The organism is Bacillus sp. FSL K6-1284, from assembly GCF_038002625.1.
GTDB lineage: Bacteria > Bacillota > Bacilli > Bacillales > Bacillaceae > Bacillus > Bacillus paralicheniformis.
On record NZ_JBBOCW010000001.1, the window covers coordinates 2,381,710 to 2,407,794 of the forward strand.

At 45.9% G+C, this 26,085-nt stretch carries 34 protein-coding genes; 8 read left to right on the plus strand and 26 right to left on the minus strand.

Translation table 11 applies throughout. The features are described 5' to 3' along the window. Window positions 1–67: 67 nt before the first annotated feature. The 3 genes from MHB72_RS12165 to MHB72_RS12175 all read left to right on the plus strand — a co-directional run bounded on the left by MHB72_RS12165 (window position 68) and on the right by MHB72_RS12175 (window position 2,166). Window positions 68–1,075, plus strand: a complete 1,008-nt coding sequence (locus MHB72_RS12165; RefSeq protein WP_216920221.1) for a permease — start codon at window positions 68–70, stop codon at window positions 1,073–1,075. 16 nt (window positions 1,076–1,091) lie between these two features. Further along, window positions 1,092–1,964, plus strand: coding sequence for a TIGR03943 family putative permease subunit (locus MHB72_RS12170; RefSeq protein WP_020451842.1), 873 nt, complete (start codon window positions 1,092–1,094; stop codon window positions 1,962–1,964). A gap of 70 nt (window positions 1,965–2,034) precedes the next feature. After that, window positions 2,035–2,166: a hypothetical protein gene (locus MHB72_RS12175; protein WP_020451843.1), complete on the plus strand. Its 132-nt coding sequence runs from the start codon at window positions 2,035–2,037 to the stop codon at window positions 2,164–2,166. 37 nt (window positions 2,167–2,203) lie between these two features. Here MHB72_RS12175 and MHB72_RS12180 read toward each other — a convergent pair whose 3' ends face one another. The 3 genes from MHB72_RS12180 to MHB72_RS12190 all read right to left on the minus strand — a co-directional run bounded on the left by MHB72_RS12180 (window position 2,204) and on the right by MHB72_RS12190 (window position 3,470). Then, entirely contained in the window at window positions 2,204–2,515 is a 312-nt protein-coding gene (locus MHB72_RS12180) for a YodL domain-containing protein (protein ID WP_173636688.1), read from the minus strand. Window positions 2,516–2,578: 63 nt separating this feature from the next. Next, window positions 2,579–3,190, minus strand: a complete 612-nt coding sequence (locus MHB72_RS12185) for a phosphatase PAP2 family protein (RefSeq protein WP_041817450.1) — start codon at window positions 3,188–3,190, stop codon at window positions 2,579–2,581. Between the two features lie 109 nt (window positions 3,191–3,299). Continuing rightward, a complete protein-coding gene (locus MHB72_RS12190; RefSeq protein WP_020451846.1) occupies window positions 3,300–3,470 on the minus strand; it encodes a YozD family protein in 171 nt (56 codons plus the stop codon). 122 nt (window positions 3,471–3,592) lie between these two features. Here MHB72_RS12190 and MHB72_RS12195 point away from each other — a divergent pair, with 122 nt between their 5' ends. Continuing rightward, a complete protein-coding gene (locus tag MHB72_RS12195) occupies window positions 3,593–3,727 on the plus strand; it encodes a hypothetical protein (protein WP_020451847.1) in 135 nt (44 codons plus the stop codon). Here MHB72_RS12195 and MHB72_RS12200 read toward each other — a convergent pair. The 14 genes from MHB72_RS12200 to msrA form a co-directional block, all read right to left on the minus strand. Beyond that, complete coding sequence (locus MHB72_RS12200; RefSeq protein WP_020451848.1) at window positions 3,720–4,400, minus strand: hypothetical protein; 681 nt, start codon at window positions 4,398–4,400, stop codon at window positions 3,720–3,722. The genes MHB72_RS12195 and MHB72_RS12200 overlap by 8 nt on opposite strands. A 165-nt stretch (window positions 4,401–4,565) precedes the next feature. Further along, on the minus strand, window positions 4,566–4,787 hold the full coding sequence (locus MHB72_RS12205; protein WP_020451849.1) for a YozE family protein: 222 nt from the start codon (window positions 4,785–4,787) through the stop codon (window positions 4,566–4,568). A gap of 86 nt (window positions 4,788–4,873) precedes the next feature. Next, window positions 4,874–5,155: a YokU family protein gene (locus MHB72_RS12210; RefSeq protein ID WP_020451850.1), complete on the minus strand. Its 282-nt coding sequence runs from the start codon at window positions 5,153–5,155 to the stop codon at window positions 4,874–4,876. After that, on the minus strand, window positions 5,152–6,561 hold the full coding sequence (gene ablA, locus MHB72_RS12215; protein WP_020451851.1) for a lysine 2,3-aminomutase: 1,410 nt from the start codon (window positions 6,559–6,561) through the stop codon (window positions 5,152–5,154). The genes MHB72_RS12210 and ablA overlap by 4 nt, the downstream gene beginning before the upstream one ends. Before the next feature lie 98 nt (window positions 6,562–6,659). Then, on the minus strand, window positions 6,660–7,493 hold the full coding sequence (gene ablB / locus MHB72_RS12220; protein WP_216920219.1) for a putative beta-lysine N-acetyltransferase: 834 nt from the start codon (window positions 7,491–7,493) through the stop codon (window positions 6,660–6,662). A gap of 27 nt (window positions 7,494–7,520) precedes the next feature. Further along, window positions 7,521–8,789 carry a peptidase gene (locus MHB72_RS12225; protein WP_020451853.1) on the minus strand — a complete coding sequence of 423 codons (1,269 nt, stop codon included), beginning with the start codon at window positions 8,787–8,789 and terminating at the stop codon, window positions 7,521–7,523. A gap of 13 nt (window positions 8,790–8,802) precedes the next feature. Further along, complete coding sequence (locus MHB72_RS12230) at window positions 8,803–9,456, minus strand: 3-oxoacid CoA-transferase subunit B (protein WP_020451854.1); 654 nt, start codon at window positions 9,454–9,456, stop codon at window positions 8,803–8,805. Next, complete coding sequence (locus MHB72_RS12235; protein WP_020451855.1) at window positions 9,438–10,130, minus strand: CoA transferase subunit A; 693 nt, start codon at window positions 10,128–10,130, stop codon at window positions 9,438–9,440. Before MHB72_RS12235 ends, MHB72_RS12230 begins: the two co-directional genes overlap by 19 nt. Next, window positions 10,127–11,467, minus strand: a complete 1,341-nt coding sequence (locus tag MHB72_RS12240; RefSeq protein WP_020451856.1) for an aspartate aminotransferase family protein — start codon at window positions 11,465–11,467, stop codon at window positions 10,127–10,129. The genes MHB72_RS12235 and MHB72_RS12240 overlap by 4 nt, the downstream gene beginning before the upstream one ends. 165 nt (window positions 11,468–11,632) lie before the next feature. Continuing rightward, complete coding sequence (locus MHB72_RS12245) at window positions 11,633–12,868, minus strand: MFS transporter (RefSeq protein WP_020451857.1); 1,236 nt, start codon at window positions 12,866–12,868, stop codon at window positions 11,633–11,635. Window positions 12,869–13,007: 139 nt separating this feature from the next. Next, a complete protein-coding gene (locus MHB72_RS12250) occupies window positions 13,008–13,136 on the minus strand; it encodes a YjcZ family sporulation protein (protein WP_003182774.1) in 129 nt (42 codons plus the stop codon). A gap of 80 nt (window positions 13,137–13,216) precedes the next feature. Further along, window positions 13,217–13,984: a GNAT family N-acetyltransferase gene (locus MHB72_RS12255; RefSeq protein ID WP_096748193.1), complete on the minus strand. Its 768-nt coding sequence runs from the start codon at window positions 13,982–13,984 to the stop codon at window positions 13,217–13,219. 351 nt (window positions 13,985–14,335) lie between these two features. After that, the gene (msrB, locus tag MHB72_RS12260; protein ID WP_020451861.1) at window positions 14,336–14,776 is read right to left on the minus strand and encodes a peptide-methionine (R)-S-oxide reductase MsrB; all 441 of its coding nucleotides are present in this window, start codon (window positions 14,774–14,776) and stop codon (window positions 14,336–14,338) included. Next, on the minus strand, window positions 14,763–15,308 hold the full coding sequence (gene msrA, locus MHB72_RS12265; protein WP_043054355.1) for a peptide-methionine (S)-S-oxide reductase MsrA: 546 nt from the start codon (window positions 15,306–15,308) through the stop codon (window positions 14,763–14,765). Before msrA ends, msrB begins: the two co-directional genes overlap by 14 nt. A 356-nt stretch (window positions 15,309–15,664) precedes the next feature. Here msrA and MHB72_RS12270 point away from each other — a divergent pair, with 356 nt between their 5' ends. Together MHB72_RS12270 and MHB72_RS12275 are read left to right on the plus strand one after the other, a co-directional pair. Continuing rightward, window positions 15,665–16,099 carry a MarR family transcriptional regulator gene (locus MHB72_RS12270; protein WP_020451863.1) on the plus strand — a complete coding sequence of 145 codons (435 nt, stop codon included), beginning with the start codon at window positions 15,665–15,667 and terminating at the stop codon, window positions 16,097–16,099. A 62-nt stretch (window positions 16,100–16,161) separates the two neighbouring features. Further along, window positions 16,162–16,413 (plus strand): hypothetical protein, encoded by a 252-nt coding sequence (locus MHB72_RS12275; protein WP_020451864.1) that lies wholly within the window; start codon window positions 16,162–16,164, stop codon window positions 16,411–16,413. A gap of 60 nt (window positions 16,414–16,473) precedes the next feature. Here MHB72_RS12275 and MHB72_RS12280 read toward each other — a convergent pair whose 3' ends face one another. Together MHB72_RS12280 and MHB72_RS12285 are read right to left on the minus strand one after the other, a co-directional pair. Further along, a complete protein-coding gene (locus MHB72_RS12280) occupies window positions 16,474–17,562 on the minus strand; it encodes a diguanylate cyclase (RefSeq protein WP_020451865.1) in 1,089 nt (362 codons plus the stop codon). Window positions 17,563–17,697: 135 nt separating this feature from the next. Next, complete coding sequence (locus MHB72_RS12285) at window positions 17,698–19,029, minus strand: MATE family efflux transporter (protein WP_128823133.1); 1,332 nt, start codon at window positions 19,027–19,029, stop codon at window positions 17,698–17,700. Between the two features lie 96 nt (window positions 19,030–19,125). Between MHB72_RS12285 and MHB72_RS12290 the strand changes: the two genes are divergently transcribed. Further along, on the plus strand, window positions 19,126–19,830 hold the full coding sequence (locus MHB72_RS12290; RefSeq protein WP_020451867.1) for a DUF4397 domain-containing protein: 705 nt from the start codon (window positions 19,126–19,128) through the stop codon (window positions 19,828–19,830). A 95-nt stretch (window positions 19,831–19,925) separates the two neighbouring features. Here MHB72_RS12290 and ypmT read toward each other — a convergent pair whose 3' ends face one another. The 7 genes from ypmT to ilvA form a co-directional block, all read right to left on the minus strand. Then, a complete protein-coding gene (gene ypmT, locus MHB72_RS12295; RefSeq protein WP_020451868.1) occupies window positions 19,926–20,126 on the minus strand; it encodes a protein YpmT in 201 nt (66 codons plus the stop codon). A 31-nt stretch (window positions 20,127–20,157) separates the two neighbouring features. Beyond that, window positions 20,158–20,730: a YpmS family protein gene (locus MHB72_RS12300; protein WP_020451869.1), complete on the minus strand. Its 573-nt coding sequence runs from the start codon at window positions 20,728–20,730 to the stop codon at window positions 20,158–20,160. Between the two features lie 9 nt (window positions 20,731–20,739). Continuing rightward, window positions 20,740–21,492 carry an SGNH/GDSL hydrolase family protein gene (locus MHB72_RS12305; RefSeq protein WP_216920217.1) on the minus strand — a complete coding sequence of 251 codons (753 nt, stop codon included), beginning with the start codon at window positions 21,490–21,492 and terminating at the stop codon, window positions 20,740–20,742. Between the two features lie 139 nt (window positions 21,493–21,631). Then, entirely contained in the window at window positions 21,632–22,222 is a 591-nt protein-coding gene (locus tag MHB72_RS12310) for an SCO family protein (RefSeq protein WP_031305174.1), read from the minus strand. Window positions 22,223–22,230: 8 nt separating this feature from the next. Next, a complete protein-coding gene (locus tag MHB72_RS12315; RefSeq protein ID WP_020451872.1) occupies window positions 22,231–23,073 on the minus strand; it encodes a DegV family protein in 843 nt (280 codons plus the stop codon). 150 nt (window positions 23,074–23,223) lie between these two features. Beyond that, on the minus strand, window positions 23,224–23,475 hold the full coding sequence (locus MHB72_RS12320) for a YpmP family protein (protein ID WP_020451873.1): 252 nt from the start codon (window positions 23,473–23,475) through the stop codon (window positions 23,224–23,226). Window positions 23,476–23,567: 92 nt separating this feature from the next. Continuing rightward, a complete protein-coding gene (gene ilvA / locus MHB72_RS12325) occupies window positions 23,568–24,836 on the minus strand; it encodes a threonine ammonia-lyase IlvA (RefSeq protein WP_216920215.1) in 1,269 nt (422 codons plus the stop codon). 232 nt (window positions 24,837–25,068) lie between these two features. Between ilvA and MHB72_RS12330 the strand changes: the two genes are divergently transcribed. Beyond that, the gene (locus MHB72_RS12330) at window positions 25,069–26,070 is read left to right on the plus strand and encodes a sigma 54-interacting transcriptional regulator (RefSeq protein WP_023857390.1); all 1,002 of its coding nucleotides are present in this window, start codon (window positions 25,069–25,071) and stop codon (window positions 26,068–26,070) included. Window positions 26,071–26,085 lie beyond the last annotated feature (15 nt).

The following is a 26,085-nucleotide window of genomic DNA, read 5'->3' on the forward strand; positions in this document are numbered from 1 at the left end:
AAAAAGGACAGGCATACCTTTAAAAAAGAATCATTACGATTAGCTATTTCAGGATGGAGGAAAAGTGATGTTTCGTTCACTTAATAGTTATTTAATCGACTTTACCGGGCTTGTTGTCATCGGTGTTTTGCTATGCCTTGTGTCAGCCGGCGGATCGCTCGCCGCAGGCCTCCCCTTCCAGATTCCGGCTTCCGTTCAGCAGCTGAATACGATTTTCATCAGCATTTTAATCGAAGCTCTTCCCTTTGTATTAATCGGGGTATTGATCGCCGGTTTCATCCAGATTTTTGTAACTGAAGAGCACATCCGCTCGCTTTTTCCAAAAAACAGGTTTTCAGGAGTAATTGTCAGCTGTTTGCTCGGCGCTTGTTTTCCGGCTTGCGAATGCGGAATTGTCCCGATCGTGAGAAGGCTCGTCTCAAAAGGCGTTCCCATCTACGCCGGCGTCGGCTTTCTGTTGACAGGTCCGCTGATCAATCCGATTGTCATCTTATCCACTTTTATGGCATTTGGCAATGATTTGCGAATGGCCGTTTTAAGGGTTGCTGTCGGTTTTGCCGCAGCGGTCATCATCGCTTTTGCGATCAGCATGATGTTCCGCTCCAGCCAGCTGAAAACGGAAAGCAGCATAACAGCTGCACACTGCGCCCATTCCGGCAGACAATCCCCTTTTTCGGAAAAGCTATTTGATATGCTGAAACACGCTGTTGACGAATTCTTTGATATGGGAAGGTTTCTGATTATCGGCGCTTTAATTGCCGCACTTGTGCAAACCTACCTCCCGTTAAAATCGCTGTTTTTGTTCGGAGGGGGCATGCTCGACTCGGCATTGGTCATGATGGGACTGGCTTACTTTTTATCACTGTGCTCTGAAGCGGATGCATTTATCGGCGCCTCCTTCTCCAATTTGTTTCCTTCTTCGTCCATCCTTGCTTTTCTCGTATACGGACCAATGCTCGATTTAAAAAATACGGTCATGATGCTGCATGCGTTTAAGCCGAAGTTCGTCATTTGTTTGTCTATTCTGATCACATTTGTTGTCTATGTTTGTATCAAATTTGTCAGTTTGCTTTAGAAAGGAGGTTTCACCAATGGTTTTTCAGCCTCGGCAATTTTTGCGCGCACTCGTGTTGGCGGCTTTTTCCGTCTTTATTTTCAAGCTCCATTACACAGGGGAAATTAATAAGCTGATCAATCCGAAATACGATTACACAAGCCTCATCGCCGCAGGTGTGTTTGCGTTTCTGTTTATCATTCAGCTGACAAGGGTCTGGACGGTGAAGGATGACCACTCTGGAGATTGCGGCTGCGGACATGATCATGACGAATCAAAGCCTTTTTTCATCAGGCTGATGCATTATGGCGTAATCACGCTTCCCCTTATCACCGGATTCACCCTTTCCCCGGCTGTACTGAATTCGTCTGTCGCCGCCAATAAAGGGACGATGCTCACCAAAACGGAGATCGCCCCTCAAACCGAAGGCGAAAAGGAACATGTCATGACACCGGAGATTCAGCAGGGGCTCGCCGATTCAGCGATGCCGAAGTCGGCGTATGACCGGAAGATGGAGCAATTTAAGCATGAAAAGCGAATTGTCATGAATGACGATATGTTTGCAGACTATTATGATGAAGTGACAAGCCGTCTTGATCATTACATTGGAAAAGAAATCACGGTCAAAGGCTTCGTCCATAAGGAAGCGGGGCTGAGCGCACGCCAGCTCGTGCTGTCCCGATTTATGATCACACACTGCATCGCAGACGCCAGCCTGATCGGGTTTCTCGCCGAATGGAGCGGCGCTGAGCAATTGCAGCCTGATACATGGATTGAATTGGAAGGAACGCTCGGCAAAGCATCTTATAACGGCGCTGTCATCCCGATCATCCGCACGAAGCGATGGAAGGAGATCAGCGAGCCGAAGCAGCCGTATGTCTACCCGGCCGCGATCAATATGACAGAATAAAGACGACTTTCTCTTGGATAAATAGCGGGGCGTTTAGTCATCCTATTTTTTAGGAAGGAGGTCATAAATGATGGGCAAAAAACAGCGAAACAGAGTCACCGGTCAGAAAAAGAACAACCACATCCCGACAAAGGACGTCATCGCGGCAGAGGATGCACACGAAAAGGAATTCAGCGCCAGAAAACGAAAGAATACAACATAAAAAAACTGCGGACAGCGCTTCCGCAGTTTTTTCAGCTTTACGATGACTGCAGCAAAATGCGGTTGATTTTGCTCCATCCCGTAGACAGCAGTTTATAATAGGTTTTTCCCTTTCTTCCTTCATCGATTAAAACGATGTCGCCTGTTGCAAGGAATCTCGCCTTATAATCATTCGGCACCGTGTCATAAACATTGAAAGTGGAAAATGTCCGTTCCAGCACATCTTCATGGGTTCTGCCGTTTATTTCCGTTCTGTAAACCATTTCATATCCCTTATCTTCACCAAAGCAAGGCGTTTGAAAAATCGTCACATCATAAGGTGTCAGCTTCTTTTTAAACAGTTGAAACATTAACGGCAATACAGATCCCTCCTTTTTTTATACAATTGGCGCTTCGCGGCTCAATCCCTTTGACTACTTTTGTCGAACAAGCGGGTACTTTTCGCCAATTTTTTTGAAGATGAAAAACAGCGCCAGACCGAGAGAAAATCCTGAGATGACATCTGTCATATAATGAACGCCGAGATACATGCGGCTGATGCCGATAAGTCCGACGATAAGGCCTGTCCACATGTAAAGTGCGCGGCTGCGTTGTTGAAAAAAAGGAATGCAGAGCAAAAAGAGATATGCGATAAACGGATATATGCTCGCCGCATTCATTGAATGGCCGCTCGGAAAGCTGTGTGACGGTTCGTGCACGAGCGGGTTTATCGAAGGGCGCTCTCTGGCAACCCAGCCTTTTAAAGCTTCATTGGCCGTTCTTTCAACAAAAAACAGCAAATAAAGATACAGTGATGCCGCTGCTTTTTTATAGACGGCAAGTACCAAGGTTAAAGCAAGCATCAGCGGCAGCATGAAGCCGCTTGACCCAAGCTCTGTCACCGCTTTAAAAAACGCTGTGAGAACCGGGTGTCTGACAGATTCGAGAGCCTGTATCACGCTCACATCAAACGATTGAACCGCCGGGATGCGGATAAGAATGGCCATCATTGCAAAGACAGCGGCTGAAAATAGTGCTTTATACATTGAAAAAATCAGTGCCTCCTTGTCATTGTTTTTAAACATTTTACACCCGGCTCCCCCGCCGGGCAAATTTATAAGAAAAACCGGAGCAGGTGCGCCCCGGTCCCTTTTTTCAATCCTCTATATGCTCATCTATCATACATTTTGCAATCAGATAATCAAAGGTGATATCGGCAATTTCGAATAGTTCGTCCTCGCTCGGTATGTAGCCTCTTCTTGTCAGCTCTAGATAAAAAAAATCAGCGATTTCTTCTGTATCTATCATCAGTTCAATTTCTTTCATTGTGATCGCCTCCTTATTCTGATGTATGAGCTGGCATCCGGTTTTATAACCGGTTTGTCATAATGTTTGTCCTCTGTCATATACATGTCGTAACAAGACAAAAGCCGGAAGGGGAAAAGAAAATGATCCAAAAAACGCTTGAAGCACTTGACGGAGAAGGGTTTGACCTGGTATTGGGGAAGGTCTTGAAAGCCATGTTCGGCCTGATTGTGTTCGGCTGTTTTCCTTACTTTTTATATTTGTTGTTTATCATTTGAAATATTCCTTCAGGCTGCTTAACACAAACTCCATCATTTCTTTATATTCCGCATCCTGAAACATTTCATACAATACTTTATAGTCATTGTAAATATCAAGCAGCTCATCCACGACAGCAACAGCCATGTTGCGCTCATGCTCATGCTCCTCGGGATCCCCCGCGAATGGCAGAAACACCTTTTCAGATATCGGTTCATCAAGCTCTTGTCCGGCTTCGCCGACATAATGAACAAACAGAAGCTGATGGACGAACTGGTCCATTTCGTAAGTTCTGAGAACGAGCGTTAAATCTTCTTCTTCGGTTTCAAGCCATTCCCCGTCTTTCAAACGGGTCAGCTCGTAAATGATGTCTTCCCAGCCATCCTCCACATATCTCCAAATTTCCGTTCTGTGCCCGGTGATTTTAAACAATTCTTTGCCGTAATCTTTTACATAGACGACATCCCCGATTAAAAATTCATATTCGATATCAAGCTTTTCCGTATCGACAATGACCCCGTCATAATCTTTGTAGAGCTGAAGAGAAGTTTCAAAATAAAGCACTTCATTATGATTGACTTCATACAAAAAATGCTTATCGATTTTATGAACTTTTGTAATCGTTCCGACCGTCCCGTACATCACGACAACGACAACATCCCCGACTTTGAATTTAGGCGCGTTTGACTTCATATTTGGATTCCCCCTTGCCTTGAAGCTTCCGTGTTACGCTTATCGTATGCTGAGTGCTGTTAATTCGCATGGGCTAAGGTTACAAAGCCCGATGAGTTTTCCGAAAAGCCCAGCCGGCTTTAGGCGAACGTAAAAAATCCGCAGTTATTCAGAACTGCGGATTTTTTATCGCTTTGTTTCCGAAATATATTGCTCCCAAGCCTCATCAAATGTCGTCATTGACGATAAATAATCCCCATTAAGCTCAAGGTAAGAGCTGATTTCATCGTAATGAGTTGATGTCTTGGGAAATCCGTGATCAAGATAAGCGTGGTTCGCAAATTCGCTGATCGCGTCCTTCGGTTTCGGATGGCGGTATTTCATTAAATAATGGTAAAAAGACTTCACGGTCTCCCCTCCTGTCCTCTTTTGATGTTCTATTATACAGGGCGTCTGAAAAAATACAAACAAAAAAAACCGGCAAAAAGCCGGCTTCATGAAGAAAAATCAAAGTAATTGCGCTTCAATATGCGCTCTGTTTTCATCAGCGCATCATACGAAACGGACGAAGGCAGTTTTTTTGTATCGATCAAGAGCAGCTGATTTTCAATTTCCCAAGTGACATTGTCCTCCTGATAGACCATGCCGCAGCCTTCGCATTCCACCGCAGGTGTATCGGTGATTTCGATCGCTTTCGTCCCGTCAGGAAGCTCCCAATAAACCGCCGTGCGGGCTTCCCCGGCTTTTTCTTCACTGCACCATTCACACCTCTTCATTGCACACGCCCCTCAGCTTCGCCTTCTTTTTTTTGCTGAGCAAGGAATTTCTTTTCTTTCAATTCATCGCGCTTTGCCCGGCGGCTTTTCAATGTTTCATGATCGGGCCTTGTGGAATAGCTCTCCCTTCTTTCAAGCCGTTTTAAGCCGTCCGGTGTGTATGAAAGAGCTTGATCCGCATAGATTGCCGATATGCCGATCTCCTCTTTTTCCTTCATTACATCAGGGAAAATTTTGGCAAAATAGTCGTCCGCTCTTCCCGGAATATAGTTCTCAGGCTCAGGATAAGACGTAATGACGCCTTCAAAATTGCGGAGCACGACTTTATCGGGGCTTTGCGAAATCAAGTAATTCGGCTGTATGGCGATTTTTCCGCCCCCGCCCGGCGCGTCAACGACAAAGGTAGGGACTGCATAACCGCTTGTGTGTCCGCGCAAGCCTTCAATGATTTCAAGACCTTTGGAGACAGGCGCTCTGAAATGGCCGATTCCTTCAGACAAATCGCATTGATAGATATAATACGGACGGACTCTGATTTTTACTAAATCATGCATCAGCTTTTTCATAATGGAAACGCTGTCATTTATCCCCGCCAAAATAACGGCCTGATTGCCGACCGGCACCCCGGCATTGACCAGCTTTTCACAGGCTTCCTTCGCTTCCTTCGTGATTTCGATGCTCGTGTTGAAATGCGTATTCAGCCAGACGGGATGATACTTTTTCAAAATGCTGCAAAGCTTGTCGGTGATCCGCTGCGGGAAGACGACCGGGGCTCTCGTGCCGATCCGGATGATTTCCACGTGCGGGATCGCACGGAGGTTTTTCAAAATATATTCAAGAATTTGATCGTTAATGAGAAGGCCGTCCCCTCCTGAAATCAGGACATCCCTGACATCGGGCGTATCCCGGATATATGCGATCGCCTGATCGAGCTGCTTTTTCGGCACGCCCATGCCGATTTGTCCGGAAAAACGCCGCCTTGTACAGTATCTGCAGTACATCGAGCATTGATTAGTGACGAGAAACAAAACCCGGTCCGGATAGCGGTGGGTTAAGCCGGGGACAGGCGAATCTTCATCCTCATGAAGGGGATCTTCAAGGTCGTATTTTGTTTTGTGCATTTCTTCTGCCAGGGGCACCGACTGCATTCTGATCGGACAGCGCGGATCATCCGGATCCATCAGTGAAGCGTAATACGGCGTAATATTTAAAGGGATCGTCTTTGTGGAGATTCTCACCCCTTCTTCTTCCTCTTTCGTAAGATTGACGACTTTTTTCAAATCGTCAAGCGTTCTGACGGTGTTGGTCAGCTGCCAGATCCAGTCGTTCCATTTTTCCTCGGGAACATCTTTCCAAAGCTCAATATCCTTCCAGTGCCTTTTCGGCTGAAACAGACCGTTTTCCATCTTTCATCCCCCTATCAGCATTTTCCCTATACTTTTCAGGTTATGTGACCGGTGTGAAAAGTGTCTCTTCAAATATAAAACCCGCGGAAGACCGCTTTTTAAGACCGGCTTAAATTTTTGCACCAGATGTTCATGTTCTCGATGGTTTTATAAATGAGGCAGTTGTTCAAAAGCCGGCCCCTATATGAGTATGATAAATGATAAAGACTGGCGTTCATCCCGAAAGAAGCTGCTCTTGCGATTGAATAAACGTAAAAGATACCCGCTTGTTTCAAATCGGTTTCGAGTGCGGCAATCAGCCGCCTCGTCAATGAAAAGCCCCTGTATTCCGGCAGGACGGCGCAGTCTGTTATTTCCGCATTCCCCAAAACGGGATTCACGTCTGCACCTGCTGATGCAATCACTTTTTCCCCGTCAAAAGCGAGGTAGTAAACAGCCCCTTTCCCCATCGCTTCCTTAAGATATGCCGGATCTGAAACAGGCGCGGGGTATACAGGAAAGACGCAGTTGTAGAGATCGGCGAGACCAGGCGCATCACTGGAGGCGGCCCGCCTGATTTGAAAGGAAGCGTTTTGGGCCTCCGCGATGCGGGGAGTGCTGAACAGCTCTGTCAGCATTTGATCCTGCGCAAGCCAGTCAGCGGTTTTTCGCCTGTCTTCTTTCACATATTTTACGAACACGTCAGCATCATGCCCGTTAAAGTATCCGTCAATTTTCCCTTCCGGTTCAAACGTCCGCTCAAGCAAAGCGTTTCTGTCATTCGTTTTGGTGAAAACGATCATTTTCCCTATGCCGTGTTTTTTTGCTTCTTTCAATATGGTGGGAAAAAATGAACACACATCGCCTTCATAATTGATGATTCTGATTCTTTTACTGAACAAGTCGACATCCGCTTCAAGCGTACAGCTGTCATTGCTCCATTTTTCCACCATATTTAACCTCCAAAACAGCTGATCTTTTCACCGTTCATAATCACACCAATTCATAATAAACAGGCTGATGATTTTGGCTGACTGAATCAGGGCGTCTTTTTCAATGTATTCATTTGCCTGGTGAGCCATTTTCGTTTCTCCCGGACCGAAGACGATGACAGGGGTGCCTCCGGCGTGCGACAATATTCCGCCGTCTGTCGCCCACGGGGAAGCTTCGATTAGGGGATCGTTTGCCGTGATGGTTTGATAGGCGGATTTCAGCACTTTCGTCAGTTCATGGTCTTCAGCCAAATCGTTTGGGAGCCACATGGCGCCGAACCATTCTATGTCAACAGGGTAGTGTTTAAACCATTCATCATGGTATTGAAGATCATTGAGCCAGTTTTCAAACTCGGACTGGACGGCTTCAGGAGATTCGTTCGGAGCGATTCCGCACCTTCCTTCCAGTGTCACCGTGTCAGCGACCGATGAAGGCCATGCGCCTCCTTTGATCGTGCCGATGTTAATCGGAACCGGAATCGGGATATTGTCATACAAAGAATCTGTTATTCTCTTATTCCTGACCTGTTCAAGCTGGCGAAGCGACTGGATGACAAGCATGCTTTTTTCAATGGCGCTGACACCTTCATATCTTGTGCCGCCGTGTGCAGAAAGCCCTTTGACCGTGATTCTGAACCACATCGACCCCTGCTGCTTAATAAACATTTTCATATTTGTCGGCTCGGGAATCAAAGCGCCGTCCGCCTTGTAGCCCCTCATGACGGCCGCCAGCGTCCCGGCTCCGCCACACTCCTCGTCTACGACACTTTGAAAAATCAGGTCTCCTTTTAAGTGAACCCCGCATTGCTCCAGCGCTTCCATCGCCATTAAAAGAGCCGTATTGCCGCCTTTCATGTCAGTTGTGCCCCGGCCGTATATCCGTCCTTGCTTCATGACCGGCTGAAAAGGCTCCGTCTCCCAGTCTTTTCTGTTTCCTTCAGGCACGACATCGATGTGTCCGTTTAAGATCAGCGATTTCCCGCCGCCCTTTCCTCTTTTGACAGCCGTAATATTCGGGCTTTCTTTAAAGCTTGTTCTGTCTGATTTAAACAGCGGGTGCTGTTCCAATTGCTTCATGCTCGGCTCCCAGACATCGATTTCAGCTTCGAATTGCCTCAGTTTCTCCAGGACGACAGCTTGGGCGGTAAATTCACTGCCCATTGTGCTTTTTTCTCCGACGAGTTTTTTCAAAAGGCGAACCGCTTTTTTCTCGTGCGAATCGATCCAATCGCACACCTTTCTCTCTATGTTCTCCATCCAATTCCTCCTCTTACGAAAGCGGCAGTTCGATCCGGACCTTTCCATCCGTCAGCCGCAGCACATCATCAAGATCCTCTTCATTCATCAGCTCTTTTAATACAAAGCCGCCGCTGTCAATGGTGATCACGGCTTTTTCTGTAATCACCATGTCAACGCAGCCTTTTGCAGTCAGTGGCAGAGTGCAGTCGGCGACAAGTTTGGGGGCGCCGTTTTTATCGGTATGGCTCATCACGACAATGACTTTTTTCGCCTTTTGGGCAAGCTCCATCGCCCCTCCCATTCCAGGAACCTTTTTGCCGGGGACGATCCAGTTGGCCAGATCCCCTGACTGGCTGACCTGCAGAGAACCAAGAATCGTGACATCAATCGCGCCCTTTCTGATCATGCCGAACGACAGAGCCGAATCAAAATAAGAAGCGCCTTTTACTACGGTGACAGGCCAGCCTGCCGCATTGCAAAGATTCTCATCTTCCCTTCCTTTTTCAGGCGACTCGCCGATGCCGAGAAGCCCGTTTTCAGATTGGATCATAACGGAAGTGCCCGGATCTAAAAAATTGGGAACTAAAGACGGAATGCCGATGCCCAGATTGACAATCATTCCGCTTTTGATTTCGCGGGCCGCCCGTTTTGCAATTCTCTCCCGCTCTATGACTCCCAAACCCATTTCCAGTTCACCCCTTCCGTTTCAGCGACACCTTCGACAAAAACACCGGGTGTTACAATTTCTTCTTCATCCAGCTCTCCCAGGGGAACGATCCGCTCCACTTCGGCAAATGTCCGATCAGCAGCCATCGCCATAAGCGGGTTCATGTTACGCGCCGTTTTGTCGTAGATGATATTGCCGAATTCATCGGCGGTTTTCCCATAAATAAAAGCGTATTCCGCACTCAGCGCTTCTTCGGCAAGGTATGCACGACCATTCAAAGAAACGATCTTCTTTCCTTGACGCACCATGTCATTATCGATCCCAATATCGGTCAAAATGCCGCCAAGACCTGTGCCGCCCGCACGGATTCTTTCCGCGAGCGTCCCTTGCGGTGAAAATTCAACGGCGAGAAAACCGTCAGTCATTTGTTTTCCCGCAACGGGATTTGATCCGATATGGGAAGCGATCAGCCGCCTTACGCGGTTATTGACGATTAATGGCCCGATGCCGATGCCGGGAAAGCCTGCGTCATTGCATATGACCGTTAAATTTTTTACGCCTTTTTTCAAAATCGCACTGATGAAAGAAGGCGGTGAACCGACTCCCCCAAATCCGCCAAACATGACGGTCGCTTCGTCTTTCAAATCGGCAATCGCATCTTCAACAGCAATTCGTTTGTTCAGGACCGTCATCTTTCGCGTATCACCTTTTCTGCTTGTTTTTCAATCTCGTGTACGGCATGTTTAAATATATGAATAAGTTCTTCCAGCTCTTGATCCGATATCGTAAGGGGCGGCGCAATGATGACCGCATCTCCCCCGCCGCCGTCAATGCCCGCCTGGGACGGATAAAGAAGCAGGCCTCTTTTTTTCGCTTCGGAAATGACGAGAGCCGACACCGGCATTGATGAAGGAAATGTCTTTTTGCTTTTTCGATCGGCGACAAATTCAATCCCGATAAGAAGCCCCTTGCCCCGAACGTCGCCAATGATGCTCGACTGTTTCATGATTTCTTTCAGCATCTTTTTCAGCTTTTCCCCTTTTATCCTGGCTTGTTTGACAAGATCGTGCTTCAGAATGTAGCGGAGAACGGCGAGCGCCGCACGGGTTGAAAAAGGGTTTGCGCTGTACGTATGTCCGCTCATGATGACTCCTGAGCCGTTTTTGACCGTTTCCATGATGTCATCGGATATGACAGCTGCGGCAATCGGTGAATACCCTGCGCTCATCCCCTTGCCGAGTACGGCAATATCCGGGGTCACACCCCAATGTTCAATCGCCAGCAACCGGCCGGTTCTTCCCATCCCACTCATGACTTCATCCGCAATAAAAAGAATTTCATTTTCTTCGCAAATCTTTTTTACTTTTTTGTAATAACCATCGGGCGCTGTTATGGCTGCTCCAGCAGCCCCGATGACGGGTTCGGCCACGAAGCCCGCGATAAATTGCTTGCCGATCCTTTTAATGGCGAGCTCGATTTCTTTCACGCACGCTTCCTGGCAGTCGGGATGAGAAAGCCGGCATCTGTAGCAGTTTGGCGCGGAAGCGGCGGGATACTTGTGCAGCATGTGCGTAAACCTGTAGCGGCGCTCATAAAATCCCGACAGCGACAGGGCTCCGTTTGTAATTCCGTGATAGCTGTTCCATCTTGAAAGGAAAATCGTTTTGTCGTTTTGTCCTTTTTCCTGCCAGTATTGAACGGCGATTTTCATGGCGGTTTCAACAGCTTCCGACCCGCTGTTGACAAAAAAAGACCAATTCAGATCACCCGGCAGCCATTCAGCAAGGAGTTCGGCAAGCTGTTCAGCTGGTTCACTCGTAAACTGTGAACGGTAGACAAATGAAACGAAATCAAGCTGCTCTTTGAGAGAATCAATCACTTCTTGTACACCGTGCCCGAGATTGCAGGTAACAGCCCCCGAACAGCCGTCAAGGTACCGTTTTCCGGAATTGTCGACAATCCAGCTTCCTTTTGCATACTGAACGACCGGATAGCTTGCGTGCAAATCCGGCTTAATCAAAAATGACATGAAAACATCCCCCCTTCCCCAATGAGAGGTTTTTCTTTACATTATATGAATGGGGAAAAGGCGGCATTCTCTTTTCAAGTGAAATGGTTGATTTCGGAGCGATCGCCGTTAGTGTAAACAAAAAAATAAAAGGACATGTCCTTTTATTTTTCCAAGCGCGCTTATTCACATTGACGTTTTGTCCTGCAAAGCAACGGTTTCCTTCGTCTGTTTTTCCCATAAATAAAATGATCTCATCATCGAAAACGCAGCAAACGGCGCGGGCAGTGCGACGATGAGGAATAAATATTCGGGACTGACAGCATCCGACAACATTCCCGCGGCCGCATAGCCGAGCGGCATAAAAGCGCTGTTGACCGCAAAAAAAGCGCCCAGCGATCTGCCTCTGTTTTCACCTTCCGTTACCCTTTGCAAGTAACCTTCAATATAGATGTTGACTACGCCGCTGATCATTCCGATGACGATCAAAATCGCGGCGCCGAGCACGACATGATTAATCCAGCCTAGAGGCGACAAAAGCAGGCCGAAAATCAGCATTAAAGCGGGCACAGCAGCTTTTGCGTGCTCCGGTTTTGCGATAAAAGACAAGAAAAGCGCCGCAGACAGCGTCCCGCACGCCCAAAATGATTGAAAAGCGCCGCCCAGCCAAGCCTGATCTTTTAATAATAGCGAGGTCCAAATGACGATATATATTGGAAAACCGCTGAATACAAGCTGCTGTATGCTCGTCCCATACAACAAATACTTGAGCGGCTTATTTTGAAGCAAGCTTGTAAAACCGCTGAACAATTGTTTGTTTGTAAAAGGAATACGCTTTTGGCTGCCCCTTTTATCTTTGATTCTCCACTCCAAAAAGATGGATAGGAAGGAGAGGCTTCCGCACAGCACCCATAACCAGCCGAAATGCAGAAAGGAAAACAGAACCCCTGTGACAAGCGGAACGATCACTTGGATAAGCTGTGTGATCACTTCTTGAAATGCGATTCCTTTTTCAATTTGTTCTTTCCTCAGTGTATCCGGCAAGAGCGATCTTGCAGCAGGTTCGATTGCGGTCAAACATGCCGATACAATCACCCTTGCAACCGCCAGTAACATAACTGAACTCATGCCTGACAGCGCCAAAAATCCGATTATTAAAAATACAGTTGAAATGATCATATCTGAAGCCGCAATCAATTTCCCCCTGTGAAACCTGTCGGAAAGCCAGCCTGTAAACGGCGATATCAAAATCGAGACAGTCAGCCCGATGCCGATCACGACGCTTCCCGAAAGGGCGCTTCCGGTTTCAGCTAAAGACCACCATACCAATGAATAATAGAAAAGAACCGAACTAAAGAGCGATAAAAACGTTCCAGACCACAGTCTGAAAAAGTCCCCTTTAATGACCCAAGCATATTTCAAAGTTTCTCCCCCGTTTGTCCGATATTTTCACCTTATGATTATATTACATATATATGTAAAATTTTACAACAAAAACAAAAAAACCTTCCGGATGGAAGGCTTTGTGAGCATGTCAAGCGACCGGGCGTTGGGCTTTTAGCTAGCAAATGAAAGCCGCACCGACAATGATGAGCAAAATAAAGAGGACAACGATGAGCACAAATGTGTTTCTGCCGTGAAACCCGTAGCCGTATCCTCCAGTAGGACAGCAATAATGGGAGTAATGCACAGGCTTATCATCCTTTCGTATAAAGTCTACACCCCAGCCTATGCAGGCCAAGTCCCAATTGGTATGTGCACCTGCCTACTTTATTCAAACAAATATTTAAATATCGTCGTAAGCTTTCCCTTCTGCTGAAAACCCAGCTTTTCATAAAACGTTTTCACCTGATCGCTTCCCGAAGTCACAAGATAGCACGATTCCATGCCCGATTGTTTGGCAGCGACGAGCATCTGCTTGATAAGGCCCGATCCATAGCCTTTCCGCTGATAAGGCTCCAAAATGGCGACTTCCTCGATTTTAGCAACGTTTTCGTCCTGATCGAGATAAAGCTCGGCACATCCAATCGGTTCTCCTTCTTCCGAGTAGCAGACACACAGCTGAATGATGCCTTCCTCGTAAAAACGATACTTGCGCAGCAGCTTTTCCTTCGCAAACGCTTCATTGATCGACAACGAATCATAAGCCTGCATGATGCGGCAGCCGTCAATGAGAGATTTCTTCGTCCCCCATTCTGCCCGCACAGGGGAAACTCCTTTCCAATCTGCAAGCCGGATCGAATAAAACAATTCTTCATCAAGAATGTATCCAAGATCAAAGAGCGACTTTTTCATTGTGAAAGGGAGATCGCGGTTAAAAGAGCTTTTCACATGAATATAATTTCGGTTTAAAATATCGGGTACCCGAACGAGCAGGGAGTACAGCTCTCTCAGCGGAAATTCGTCCTGCAGCTGCAGAAAATGAGATGAAAACATTTGCGGGATCTGGTCATCTGTGTATATATGATAATGCGACTCAACTTTTTTGCTGCATGTCAGCATTAAATAACGGTCTTCTGTGTTTGAAATGGATGTCACAACGGCTGCCTCTTTTCTAAGATGTTCTATTATATTGTTTTTCGCTTTCAGAGCAGAAAATCCTCTAAAAAAGATGGCCCTTTTGAAAAAAGTCATCTGAACATGCCGTTTTTCTCAGCTTTCTTCGTTTGTATTTCGTGGGATGTTAACAGATTTTTCTATATGCTGGGTATCCTCACGGCAGTCTTAATGCCGCTTTACTTTAGCAATAGAGAAACTACTCGACTTTCTAGCTCGGAGTATTCAATTCCAAATTCGGAGATGAAAAAGCCCTCTCTGCTTTGTGAGAGCAAAGAGGGCAAACCATTGGTTATTTATCATACTAAGGTACACGACGAGCGCCTTTAAGATCTATTTTTCCCCTTCAAACAGCTTGGCATATTCGCCGTACCCTTCTTTCTCAAGGTCATCCTTCGGCACGAAACGGAGGGCTGCTGAATTGATGCAATACCGCAGGCCGTCCGGTCCGGGGCCGTCCGGGAACACGTGTCCAAGATGGGAATCGGCAGACTTGCTTCTCACCTCAGTCCGAACCATGCCGTGTGAAGTGTCAAGTTTTTCTTCGATCTCCCCGGTATCGACCGGTTTTGTGAAGCTTGGCCAGCCGCAGTGTGCGTCAAATTTGTCAAGCGATGAAAACAGCGGTTTTCCCGACACGATATCGACATAGATTCCGTCTTCGTGCAGATCCCAGTATTCGTTTTGGAATGGAGGCTCCGTCCCGTTTTTCTGCGTCACTTCATACTGCATCCGGGTCAGCTGCTTCAGCCGTTCTTCTTTATTGTTCGCCATGCTTACGCCCCCAATGTTGTTGTATAAATCCTTCTCTTCCGCTTCCGATCCGATACTGTGTGTAGCGTTCAGGATGCTTTTTATGATAATCCTGATGATATTCTTCAGCCGGATAAAATGGCGCGGCTTCCAGAATGTCGGTCGCGATTGGATCTTTAAAGATGCCGCTTTCTTCAAGCTTTTTCTTCGATTCCTCAGCGAGTTTCCGCTGCTTGTTATTATGGAAAAAAATCGCTGTCCGGTAAGACTCGCCGCGGTCTGCGAATTGTCCTCCGCTGTCAGTAGGATCGATTTGCTGCCAGTAGAGTTCCAGCAGTTTTTCGTATGGAAAGACATCGGGATCAAACGTGATTTGCACCGCTTCCCTATGTCCCGTTGTATTGCTGCAAACCTCTTCATAGGTCGGATTTTCCGTATGGCCGCCGGTATAGCCGGATTCGACTTTGATAATGCCCGGCTGTTCGTCAAAAGGCTTGACCATACACCAAAAGCAGCCTCCGGCAAATGTGGCGAGTTCTCGTTTTTCAGCCATCTGTTCTGCCTCCTTCTTTTCAACATTTGTTGGGAACCATTATATCACAGCATGCTCATTTTTAAGCCTGCTCCCGCTCATCGCAAAATCAGCCGCTGCCTAAAAAGAAAAAATGACAATAATATGTCATTGCCATCGCCAAATTCTAAGAAACAGCAGTATTCATCTATCATTGTCATGGATCGTTGTTCAATTGATGGTCAAATGAACTAAAAATCTTCTGAAACATACACTTGAAAAACGAAAATTATGGTATCATAGTGATATCATGTTCATGAAAAATAATATTCATGCTGATTCGGTCATTCCTTTTTAAAAAAAGCTGAAATTTGCTACTTATATGGAGGGGCGAAATTTTGAAAGTTAGAGAACAAATGATGTATGATATGGAAGCACTGCTTCGCACAGTATTTAAACAGATACGTGATGAGATAAATGAGCTGCTCGAAAAAGAGATGTCCCGCAATGAATTCATGATTCTCCGCCTGCTGAGTGAGCAAGGTCCGAAGAAAGTCACGGAGTTTGCAACGATTTTAGGCGTTTCTGCGAGCCATATCACAGCTGTAACCGATGCGTTGGTTGAAAAAGGATGGATCACGAGAGTCCGGTCAAAAGAAGACAGACGGATCATCAAAATCCATCTGACAGACGCGGGAAAAGAAATTATCAGATATTTTGAAGAAAAGAAAACGGAATATTATTTCAAGCGGTTCAGCAGCTTCAGTGATGAAGAGCTGAAAACGCTGATTGAACTGTTCAGCAAATTGGACAAAAAACGGGAACAGCGCTAATCGGGTTTTCATAAATTGGCCCGAATCTGTGCACCTTAATTAAAAAAGAGGTGTATTGACATATGACAGCTCCTTATCTTTGTCCAAACTGCAAAACAAACCGAACACGGTTCAACTTAATCGAACAGTCTCCGACATCCGTTAAGATTGATCCGGCAACAGGGGAGATCATGGAAACGTATTCAGATGACGAGCTTTCTCCATTTCACCTGCCCTACAGCGGTCCCGCCATAAAAGTGCAGTGCGGCGCGTGCGGATTAATTGAAGACGAAAAGACTTTCATCAAACTTGCGGAATTCGATAAACGAACATAATAAAGACAGGATAGATGGACATCGTTTCATCTATCCTTTTTCGTGCAGCTTAACGTGAATTCAAACGGAGGCGCACACCCGGTTTCTCCCAAGGTGCTTAGCCCTGTACAAACATTGGTCGGCTTTTTCAATCAACTCGTCCGTACTGCGAATGACCTCCGGAAATGCCGCAACCCCAATCGAAACGGTAATATGAATCTTTTTAGAATGAGAAATTGAAAAAGTGTGTGTCTCCACTTCCTTGCGTATCCTTTCAGCAATCTCTGCAGCCTGCGAATGAGAACTGTTCGGCAATATGACCGAAAACTCTTCTCCGCCGTTTCTTGATACGATACCTTCCGCACGTGTTGACTTTTTTAAAATCGTTCCCAGTTCTTTTAAAATCACGTCTCCATTTGAATGTCCGTATGTATCATTAATCGTTTTGAAATAATCGATATCGATCATAAGCAAAGACAGTTTCTCGTTCTTCTCCCTTGCGTTTGAAATATGAGCATTCCATATCGCATCAAAATGGCGGACATTATTCAATCCCGTTAAATAATCAAGCGACGATTCCTCTTCATACTTTTTCAACAGAAAATGAGATTTTTTTAAATATGAGACGACATATACTGACGTAAAGCCGCCGATAGTAGATAAAATCCAGAACCATATCATTAAAATTTTCACTAAATGGAAATCATGGAGGAGCATCAAGATCACAATTGAAATCGCCACATTAGCAAAAATAACCAAAGCAAATGTCTTTCGATAAGTGTCAGCGTCTTTATCCATGACCCTGAGGATGAGATAATATCCTATGAATATAACGATCATTCCTGTAAGCGCTGCAATCGAAGATATATTCCCCCCGTAAACAAATCTTCCTCCTATAATCAGCAGAGAACAAATAAAGGCCGGAAAGACGCCCGTAAATAGAAACAAAATCATAACGGGCACATAACGCAAATCAACGATCGTTTCATCGGTTGCCTGGATCGAAAAGAACATGAGCACATTCCCGAGCAATCCTCCCATGACGCCGTCAATCCAATTAAGTTGTTTGTTTGTAGCTTTTCGGGAAAAAATATTCCACTTTAGCTGAGTGTAGATAAAGAGTGAAGTAATTAAAATGCACAAATTCAAAAATAAATCGATTAAAAACATGACAAGCCCCCAACACCAAACTCATTTTATATTGTATATATCGTCAATTATTAAGACGTTAACAGCAATTTTGTTTCTTTGCTTCAGATGCCCGGCGGGAATCGCTTCCGGGGCTTGCCGCAGGAGCTTGTTCTTTCATTTTTCAAATAAAACGAGGTCCTTCCACTTCCCGTAGCGGTAATATAAAAACGCGGTCAGGCTGCTCAGCATAAAGCTCATTCCAATGCCAAGTGCTATGCCGTTTTCGCCAAGCCACTTTGAAAATAAGTATGTAAACGGATAGCGCAAAACCCAAAAAGAAATCACGTTCAGCACCAAAATTTGAAACATCGCGCCCGCTGCCCTTACAACACCGTTTAACACAAAGTTAATCCCGATAAACGGATAGAAAAAAGCAATCGTTTTTAAATATTCTTCCCCGAATGCAGCTGAATCGGCTTCCGAAATAAACAGCCTGACCGCATGATAGCCTGTCAGAAATATCGCGGTGCTGACGGCAGCCATAAACAGCAGAACATAAATGACGCCGTAGTGAGCAATTTTTTTCGTACGCTCCATATCGCCGCTGCCGACGGTTTGGCCAGCCATACTGTTGACAGCCGTGCCGATGGCCATCGCCGGGAGTATCAGCAGGCTGTCAAGCCTCTGTACCGCGCCAAACCCTGACACGACACGTTCTCCAAATGAATTGACAACGCTCATAATCGCCATCGAGCCGCCTGAAATCACCATCATTTGCAAGCCGGCAGGCACTCCGAGCTTCAAAATGACGGACGTCTCTTCCAGAGACGGAAGCGCGGGCTTTGAAAATGGAACAAGCCGCTTTCTCACCGTATAGACCACACCGTAAATGAAAGCAATCCCTTGGGAAACGACGGTTGCATAGGCCGCTCCGGCAATTCCGAGGTTGAATACCGAGATAAACAGCGGATCCATGAACAGGTTCAGGATGACGGCCAAGAGGACGAAACGCAAAGGTGTTTGACTGTCGCCGACCGCCCTTAACACTGTACTGATGAAATTATAGCCGAATAAGAATATAATCCCGATAAAATGAATGCTTAAATAGCTTGCAGCCAAATCCATCATATTGCCGGGCGTTTGAAGAAGCGAAAGCAGAGGCTCTGTGAAAAAATAGCCGATAACCCCGAGCAATACGCTCATCGCTGTCATCAGAACAACAAACGCGTTGACATATGAAGCAAGTCCCTTCTTATCCCCTTTTCCTTTCTGCTGCGCAAGAATCGTCAGCGCCGCATTGTTGACGCCCAATACGAACGACAGCACCGTAAAGAAAACCGTCCCTGAGACGGCCGCAGCACCGAGTGCTTTTGCTCCGAGCAGATTTCCGACCCACAAGCTATCGACGAATTGAAATGAAATCTGCAAAAGATTGGCTAAAATGATCGGGCCGGAAAAAAAGACCAGCTGTTTAAACACATTTCCGTATGTAAAATCCGTTTTCATTGTTTACTCCTTTTCATCTGTCGTCTTGATCGCGATGTGACCGATGGCTTCGCAGCCTCATATAATGTCAGAAAGCATGCAAAGGGGCGTGACAAAATGTTCTCTACAGATCATGATGCCCGTCAAATGGCGGAGGGTTTTCGGAGGAACTGCTACCATCTTCCGCCTGTAGAGGCGCCCTTTTATTTTCGAAACGGCGGAAAAGCAGCGATGATCAGACTGCTCCACGCGGCTCCTCACACCGACAATCTCGACGTATTCGTAAACGGCATATCCGTTTTTCAAAACATCTCCTATACAGATTTATCTTCTTATGTCCGGTTTCCTGCCGGCCGTATTCAAATCGATGTTTTCCAAAGAGGCAGGGCGCACGGTCCCTTGCTGTCGGTACAGTATCACCTGATCCACGGCGGGTACTGCACGGTTGCCGTTACAGGCACAGCTGCAAAGCTCATTCCCGTCGGAATGTATGACCGGCCTGCGGCTGATCCGGAAAGCCGCAGCATCCGTTTCGTTCATTTATCACCGGACTCTCCGGCTCTTGACTTTGCAGTGCAAAACGGACCTGTCCTGTTTTCAGGTGTCCCCTTTCAAACGGTCACGCGGTACATCCAGGTGCGTTCACAGAAAATCGACATGGAGGTAAAGGCCGCCGGTTCAACAGCGGTCCTGCTGAAGGTTCCGAAAATCACGCTTCACGCCGGGGAATCCACAACTTTGTATGGCCTCGGTTTCGTCAACGGCTCCCCTTCTCTCACAATAAAAGCGGCGCCGTTTCCTGCCAAAGCTCCGCCTTCATAGCGAAAAAAAAGAGACCTGATGTCTCTTTTACAGTCTGCTGAAGCATGGACAACAAAATCCTAAAACGGTCTCATGTTTTAGGATTTTGCCGGCAATTATTGATTGTGATGGTCAGTTTTTTTATGTTTTTTCGCATCTAGGGTAAAGATCATAATGCTTAAAAACAACGCACAATACCCGATGTTCAAATACATCTTGTCCATGTTTTCATCGATGAAACTGAAGGCGGCGAGGCCGCCGAAGTACAGTGAAAACAACATAGACAGCAAGCTGAAATATGTGTAGATACGTTCCATATGTTCACCCCTGTAAATCCCGCCGCACGATCTATGAATCTGTTTGTGCAGGCTGATAATAAACAAATTCGATTTGATCTTTTTCTAAATCAATGTCTTTTGCTTTCACATACATTCCGTTTTTAAGCGGCATCTCTGACAGACGGACTTGAATTTCTTTAGCATCCGAACGAACGTGTACAAAATCAGGAAGATCATAAAATTGATCCATGTAGTTCAGCACCATCGATATCGGAACATTTAACTTGCCGATCGAAAATCTCGTCACGTCAAGAACCACATCTCCGTTTTTTTCCACTGTCGGCCGAAAGGACACCCTCGCATCGACTGTCGAGGAAAAGGCGCGGATCGCACCGACGATGTGGAATTCATCGTCGATTTCGATTTGATAGTCAAGATCCGGCGAAGACTCCTTCTCCAAATATGTGTTGATGAATGCGGCCAATGATTCTTTCGTGCTCGTCACGTTCAATTGGTATTCGCTCGGAGTCGGCCGCGACGGTTCCTTTTGACCGCCGGGCATGAATACGAGAATGAAAATCCCGGCAAGTATGATGACGTTGACTGCTGCTAAAATTAAAAATAAGTTCTTCCATTTCTTCATTTTTTCACCTTATTCTGCTTGGGGGTCTTCGTTTTTAATTTGTTCGTAAACGCGTTTCGCTATTAAAAAATATCCGTATTGATTAGGATGAAACTCATCTTTTGCAATCTTCTTTTCATCGCTGTATTCCTCAAAAATATCAGCGATATTCGCTATTTTCGTGTTGGAGACCTTTTTCAGGCTTTTTTCTGCTCCTTCATTCCATTCGTCTACGACTTGGTCAATTTCCCTCAGTTCAGACAGCGTAAACTTAAACGGATTATACATGCTGACATAAATCAACTCAGCGCTGGCGTTTTGCTCTCTAATTTCCGCTAAAATATTCGAAAACCGCTTTTCAAACAGTTTTTGTTCAACGCGGAAAGGTGTAAGCGTTAAGTGCGCGAAGTTTTGGCGGACGACTTTCATCAGGTCGTTACCCCCGATTGTAAACAAAATGTAGTCTGCATCTTTCAGGCCCTCTTGTACTTCTTTTTCTTTTAATCTTTCAAGCAGCTGATCAGTCCGGGAGCCTTTAACGGCATAATTTTTGACCGTTACGGACTTCACATCGCTCCGGCTTTCAAGCTCGTCGGCCACCATGCCGACATAGCCTTTCTTCTCTTGATCGCCTACCCCCTCTGTCAGAGAATCGCCCACTGCTGCAATCACGATATCGCGCTTAGGGGAGACCGATGTTTTTTCAACGCCCGCATTCCATTCCGTACAGGCTGAAAGCAGACAGACGAGGGCCATCATGACTGTTATAAACCGTATGTTCAAAAATGATGCCCCTTCCTTCTAGATACCTAAAAAAAAGTGTACCATGTTTTGATTCTTTTGAAAATGATTTGACAGGTGTAAAAAAAAGCCTGTTTCCGGTGGTCAGGAAGCAGGCTTCAGCGGCAGGCGCCCGTTTTTATCAACGGTTTTCCAGCGTCTTAATATCGGCGATGATTTCATCGTACGGCGTATTTTTTGCACCGTCATAATCCTTGACGACTTTGCCGTTTTGATCGACTAGATAAAATGACGATTGGTGAATCACCTGATCCTCATCTTCAGGTTTTTTCACGATTGCTTTAAAGCTTTTCAGCGCAAATTTTTCAATTTCCTCCTGCGAGTATCCAGTTAAAAAATCCCAGTTTTGAAAATTGAGCGGATAGTTGGCCGCAAATTTTTTCAACTTTTCCGGCGTGTCATTTTCGGGGTCAACGCTGAAAGAGACGATGCGGGCCTGCAGGTTTTCCTCTTCCATTTGTTTTTGCAGTTCAGCCATATGTGAAGTCATCGGCGGACAGATCGTTTTACAGTTCGTAAATATAAAGTCGGCCACCCACACCTGGCCTTTTAAACTTTCAAGAGACACGGTTTTCCCGTCTTGATTTTGAAAAGAAAAAGATTGTACGTCATAGTTTAAAGAATTTTCAATCTTGCTAGTTCCGCAGGACGAAAGAAACACTGTGAGAATCCCTGCAAGGAAAATGCCAAAAACGTTTTTCAATCCTTCCATCCCCTTTTTCAATCGGTGTAAAAAGTAAAACCGATCGCTCCTTTTCCGGTATGAACAGAGATAATCGGCGTTGTGTACGCAATATCAATATCGATTCCCGGGATATGTTCAAGCAAAGAGTCTTTCAGCCTATGAGCAAGGTCGAGTGCATCGGCATGGGCGATTCCGATCGCTTGCACCGTCCTTCCCTTCACCGCGGAAAGAAATTGACCCGTTAAATAACGGATAAGCTGACTGGTGCTCCTGACATTTTTTTCAGGCGTATAGATTCCGTCCTCAAGCCTCGCGATCGGCTTAACCTTGAGCAATGAGCCGATCAGCGCTTTTCCTTTCCCGATGCGGCCGCCTTTGATCAAGTTATCAAAATGATCAATTGTCACATAGAGGGATGTCCGGTCGCGCAAGTTCTCCAGGTCTTTTACAATCGCTTCGGCCGTCATTCCCTCTTCGGCCAGCAAGGCGGCTCGTACGACCTGAAAGCCGAGGCCTTTTGAAATATACATGGAATCAATCACCGTAATATTCCCGTCGACCATGTTTGAAGCGCTTACAGCCGTCTGGTATGTCCCGCTCAATTGGCTTGAGAGATGGATGCTGATCACTTCGCTTCCGTCAGCGGTCAGCTCTTCGTACAGTTTGATAAAAGCGCCTAAAGGCGGCTGTGAACTTTTCGGGAGTTCTGCGGCGCTCTCCATTTTCTCAATAAATTCGTCCGGCTGAATATCGAACCTGTCTCTGTAAACAATGCCGTCGATTGATATCGAGAGCGGGAGAACGGAAATATGATATTCTCTGAGCAGTTCTTCGCTCAAGTCAGCTGTTGAGTCCGTTACAATTTTAATGCTTGGCAATTCCCTTCACATCCTGTCGGTTCAAATGGTGAATTTCCTAGTGAGGCCAAATTCGGCATGAAAAATTCTTTGCCGGCCGAATGCCGTCTTCCGCCCTTTTCCAAGCGGATTTGGCTGTCTTCATGGGCCGGCAAAGAATGCTATCAATTCTTATGCATTATGCTTCAATTCTTCCTCTTGATAAATGGCGAGGTAATCCTGCCATTTCAATGCTCTCTTTAAGTAGTCCCTAAAGGAGTAGACGTTTTTTTTCCGCTTTGAGCAATAGAGTGTCTTTAAAAAGATTTCGAGCCTCAGACTGGCCATAAAAAAATGCGGGTCGTCCTCCTTCAGCAGGGGTATTTCCGTCACCTTCACCTTCTGTCCATCCGAACGTTTGAACTCCAGGCTTTTAAGTAACAAGCTATCAATCCTCATTTATGAGATATTTTCTTTATTATACATAATCTCAGGAGCCGTTGTCTTTGATTTATGCGTGTTTTCAAAAAAATTTCTTAAATCAGCAAATGAAAGAGGCCTTCATCTTTATTCACTTCGACATAGCGGAAGCCTTTGCGGTCCATTCTCGCAATCAGCGGCTCGTAGTCTTCGCGCTGCTTCAATTCGATGCCGACGAGCGCAGGGCCGCTGCTTTTATTATTTTTCTTCGTATATTCAAACCGGGTGATATCATCGGTCGGCCCGAGCACTTCATCTAGAAATTCGCGCAAAGCTCCCGCCCTTTGCGGGAAGTTCACGATGAAATAATGCTGGAGTCCTTCATACATCATCGATCTGTCTTTGATTTCCTGCATTCTGCCGATATCGTTGTTTCCTCCGCTCACAATGCATACGACATTCTTTCCTTTGATTTCATCCCTGTAAAGTTCTAAAGCGGCGATCGGCAGCGCTCCCGCAGGCTCGGCGACAATCGCGCATTGGTTGTACAGCTCAAGAATCGCGGTGCATACCTTTCCTTCGGGAACGAGCAAAATATCATCTACAACGGTTTCAAGCGTTTTAAATGTCTCTTCGCCGATTTTTTGCACGGCGGCTCCGTCTACAAATTTATCGATTTTCTCGAGGGTCACGACTTCGCCTTTTTTGTTTGATTCAAATAGAGCCGGCGCGCCTTTGGGCTCAACCGCGATCAGCTTTGTATCCGGGGACACGTTTTTCATGTAGGTTCCCACTCCTGAAAGCAGGCCGCCGCCGCCTACACTTGCAAATAAATAATGGGGTTCTGTTTCGATATCGTTTAAGATTTCGACCGCAACCGTTCCCTGTCCGGCCATGACGGCAGGATCGTCAAACGGGTGGATAAATGCCCGTTTTTCTTCCTCGCAGCAAGCGACTGCGCTTTGATATGCATCATCGAACGTGTCGCCTGTCAGGATGATCTCGATGTATTCCTTGCCGAACAATTCGACTTGAGAAATTTTTTGCCTCGGAGTCGTCGACGGCATAAAAATCTTTCCGTGAATACCGAGATGTTTACAGGAAAAAGCGACCCCCTGCGCATGGTTTCCTGCACTGGCGCAGACGACCCCGTTTTTCGTCGTTTCTTTTGAAAGCTGCTTCATTTTATAATAGGCGCCTCTCAGTTTAAAAGAGCGGACAACCTGCAGGTCTTCTCTTTTTAAATATACGTTGCAATCGTACCTCTCGGAGAGCCTCTCATTTTTTTGGAGGGGGGTATGAATGACAACATCTTTTACATTTTGATGGGCTTTTAAAATGTCTTTGACTTGGATGAGAGAGTTTTCTTTAAGCAACGGTTTCATGTATAAGATCCTTTCTGTATAAAGCTTTATTTAATACGCCATTATATCATGAATATTCAAAATTTAAAGGGCAATTCTTTGTTATTTACAGAATATTATACACTTTCTCAATATATACGGAGTTCTTTTCGATTCTTAATGTGCAGCCAAATATACTTTTTTTCAAAAAACTCTTTATTTGTTCTAATTGGGTGTTATAATAGAACCAATTAGAACCAAAAGGAGATCCGCCATGATTAAACACACGTACCCATCCATAGGGTTCTCCGAGCTGATCGGGGAATGCGATTCCTTTTTGCAAACGAAAAACAGAGCGATACAATTTGCAGCCTCTTCCCATCCGATTCTGATTCATGGAGAAACAGGCACAGGCAAAGAGCTGTTCGCCAAAGCCATTCATTCCGGATCATCTTTCAACCATGATCCCTTCACACACGTAAGCTGCAGCACGCTGAATGAAGATGAAGCGGCTGAAGACTTTTTTCTTTCAGAGATGAATGAATCCGGAACCTTGTTTCTCGACGAAGTGTGGGGGCTTTCCTTGCCTCTCCAGGGCAAGCTTTTGGCAGCCATTGAAAAAGGGATGCCAAAAAGACTGATTGTCACCTCAAGCGTGCCGCTCGGTGAACGGATTGAAAGCAGCGAATTCCGCAAGGATTTGTACTACAGGCTCAATGTGCTCGACCTTCCGCTTCCCCCCCTTGCTGAACGGCGAAGCGACATCCCCCTTCTCGTGCATCATTTTTTAAAAAGCGGGGATCATGACATATATGTCGAACCGGTCGTTTGGAAGGCTTTAGAGCAGCATGAGTTTGAGGGGAACGTCAGAGAACTCAAAAACATGACGGATTATATGAAAACCGTCTCGGACGGGAAAACGATTCAGCTTTACGACACTCCGCCGGCGTTAAGAGAACAAATCGAAAAGAAGAAGCCAAAAGATAAAAAAACGGCTTCAACATCACTGACTTTAATGGAAAAAGAGGAGTTTGCGTTTTTGCTCGATGCAGTCAAGCAATTAAATGAAAAAGGAGAGCCTGCCAGCCGCAGAGTTCTGTCTGAACTGAGCAAAAACGGCAAGTCGGAGCTTACCCCCCAGCAAGTGCGCAGCAGATTGGATTATTTGGAAAAAAGAGAGTTTATTACAAAGGGCCGCGGAAGAGCCGGGACAAAAATCACGCTTGAAGGCCTCCGCTTTTTAAGCTCTTTAAAGCATCACATTATTCAAGAATAGAAAGGGTGTCTTGGT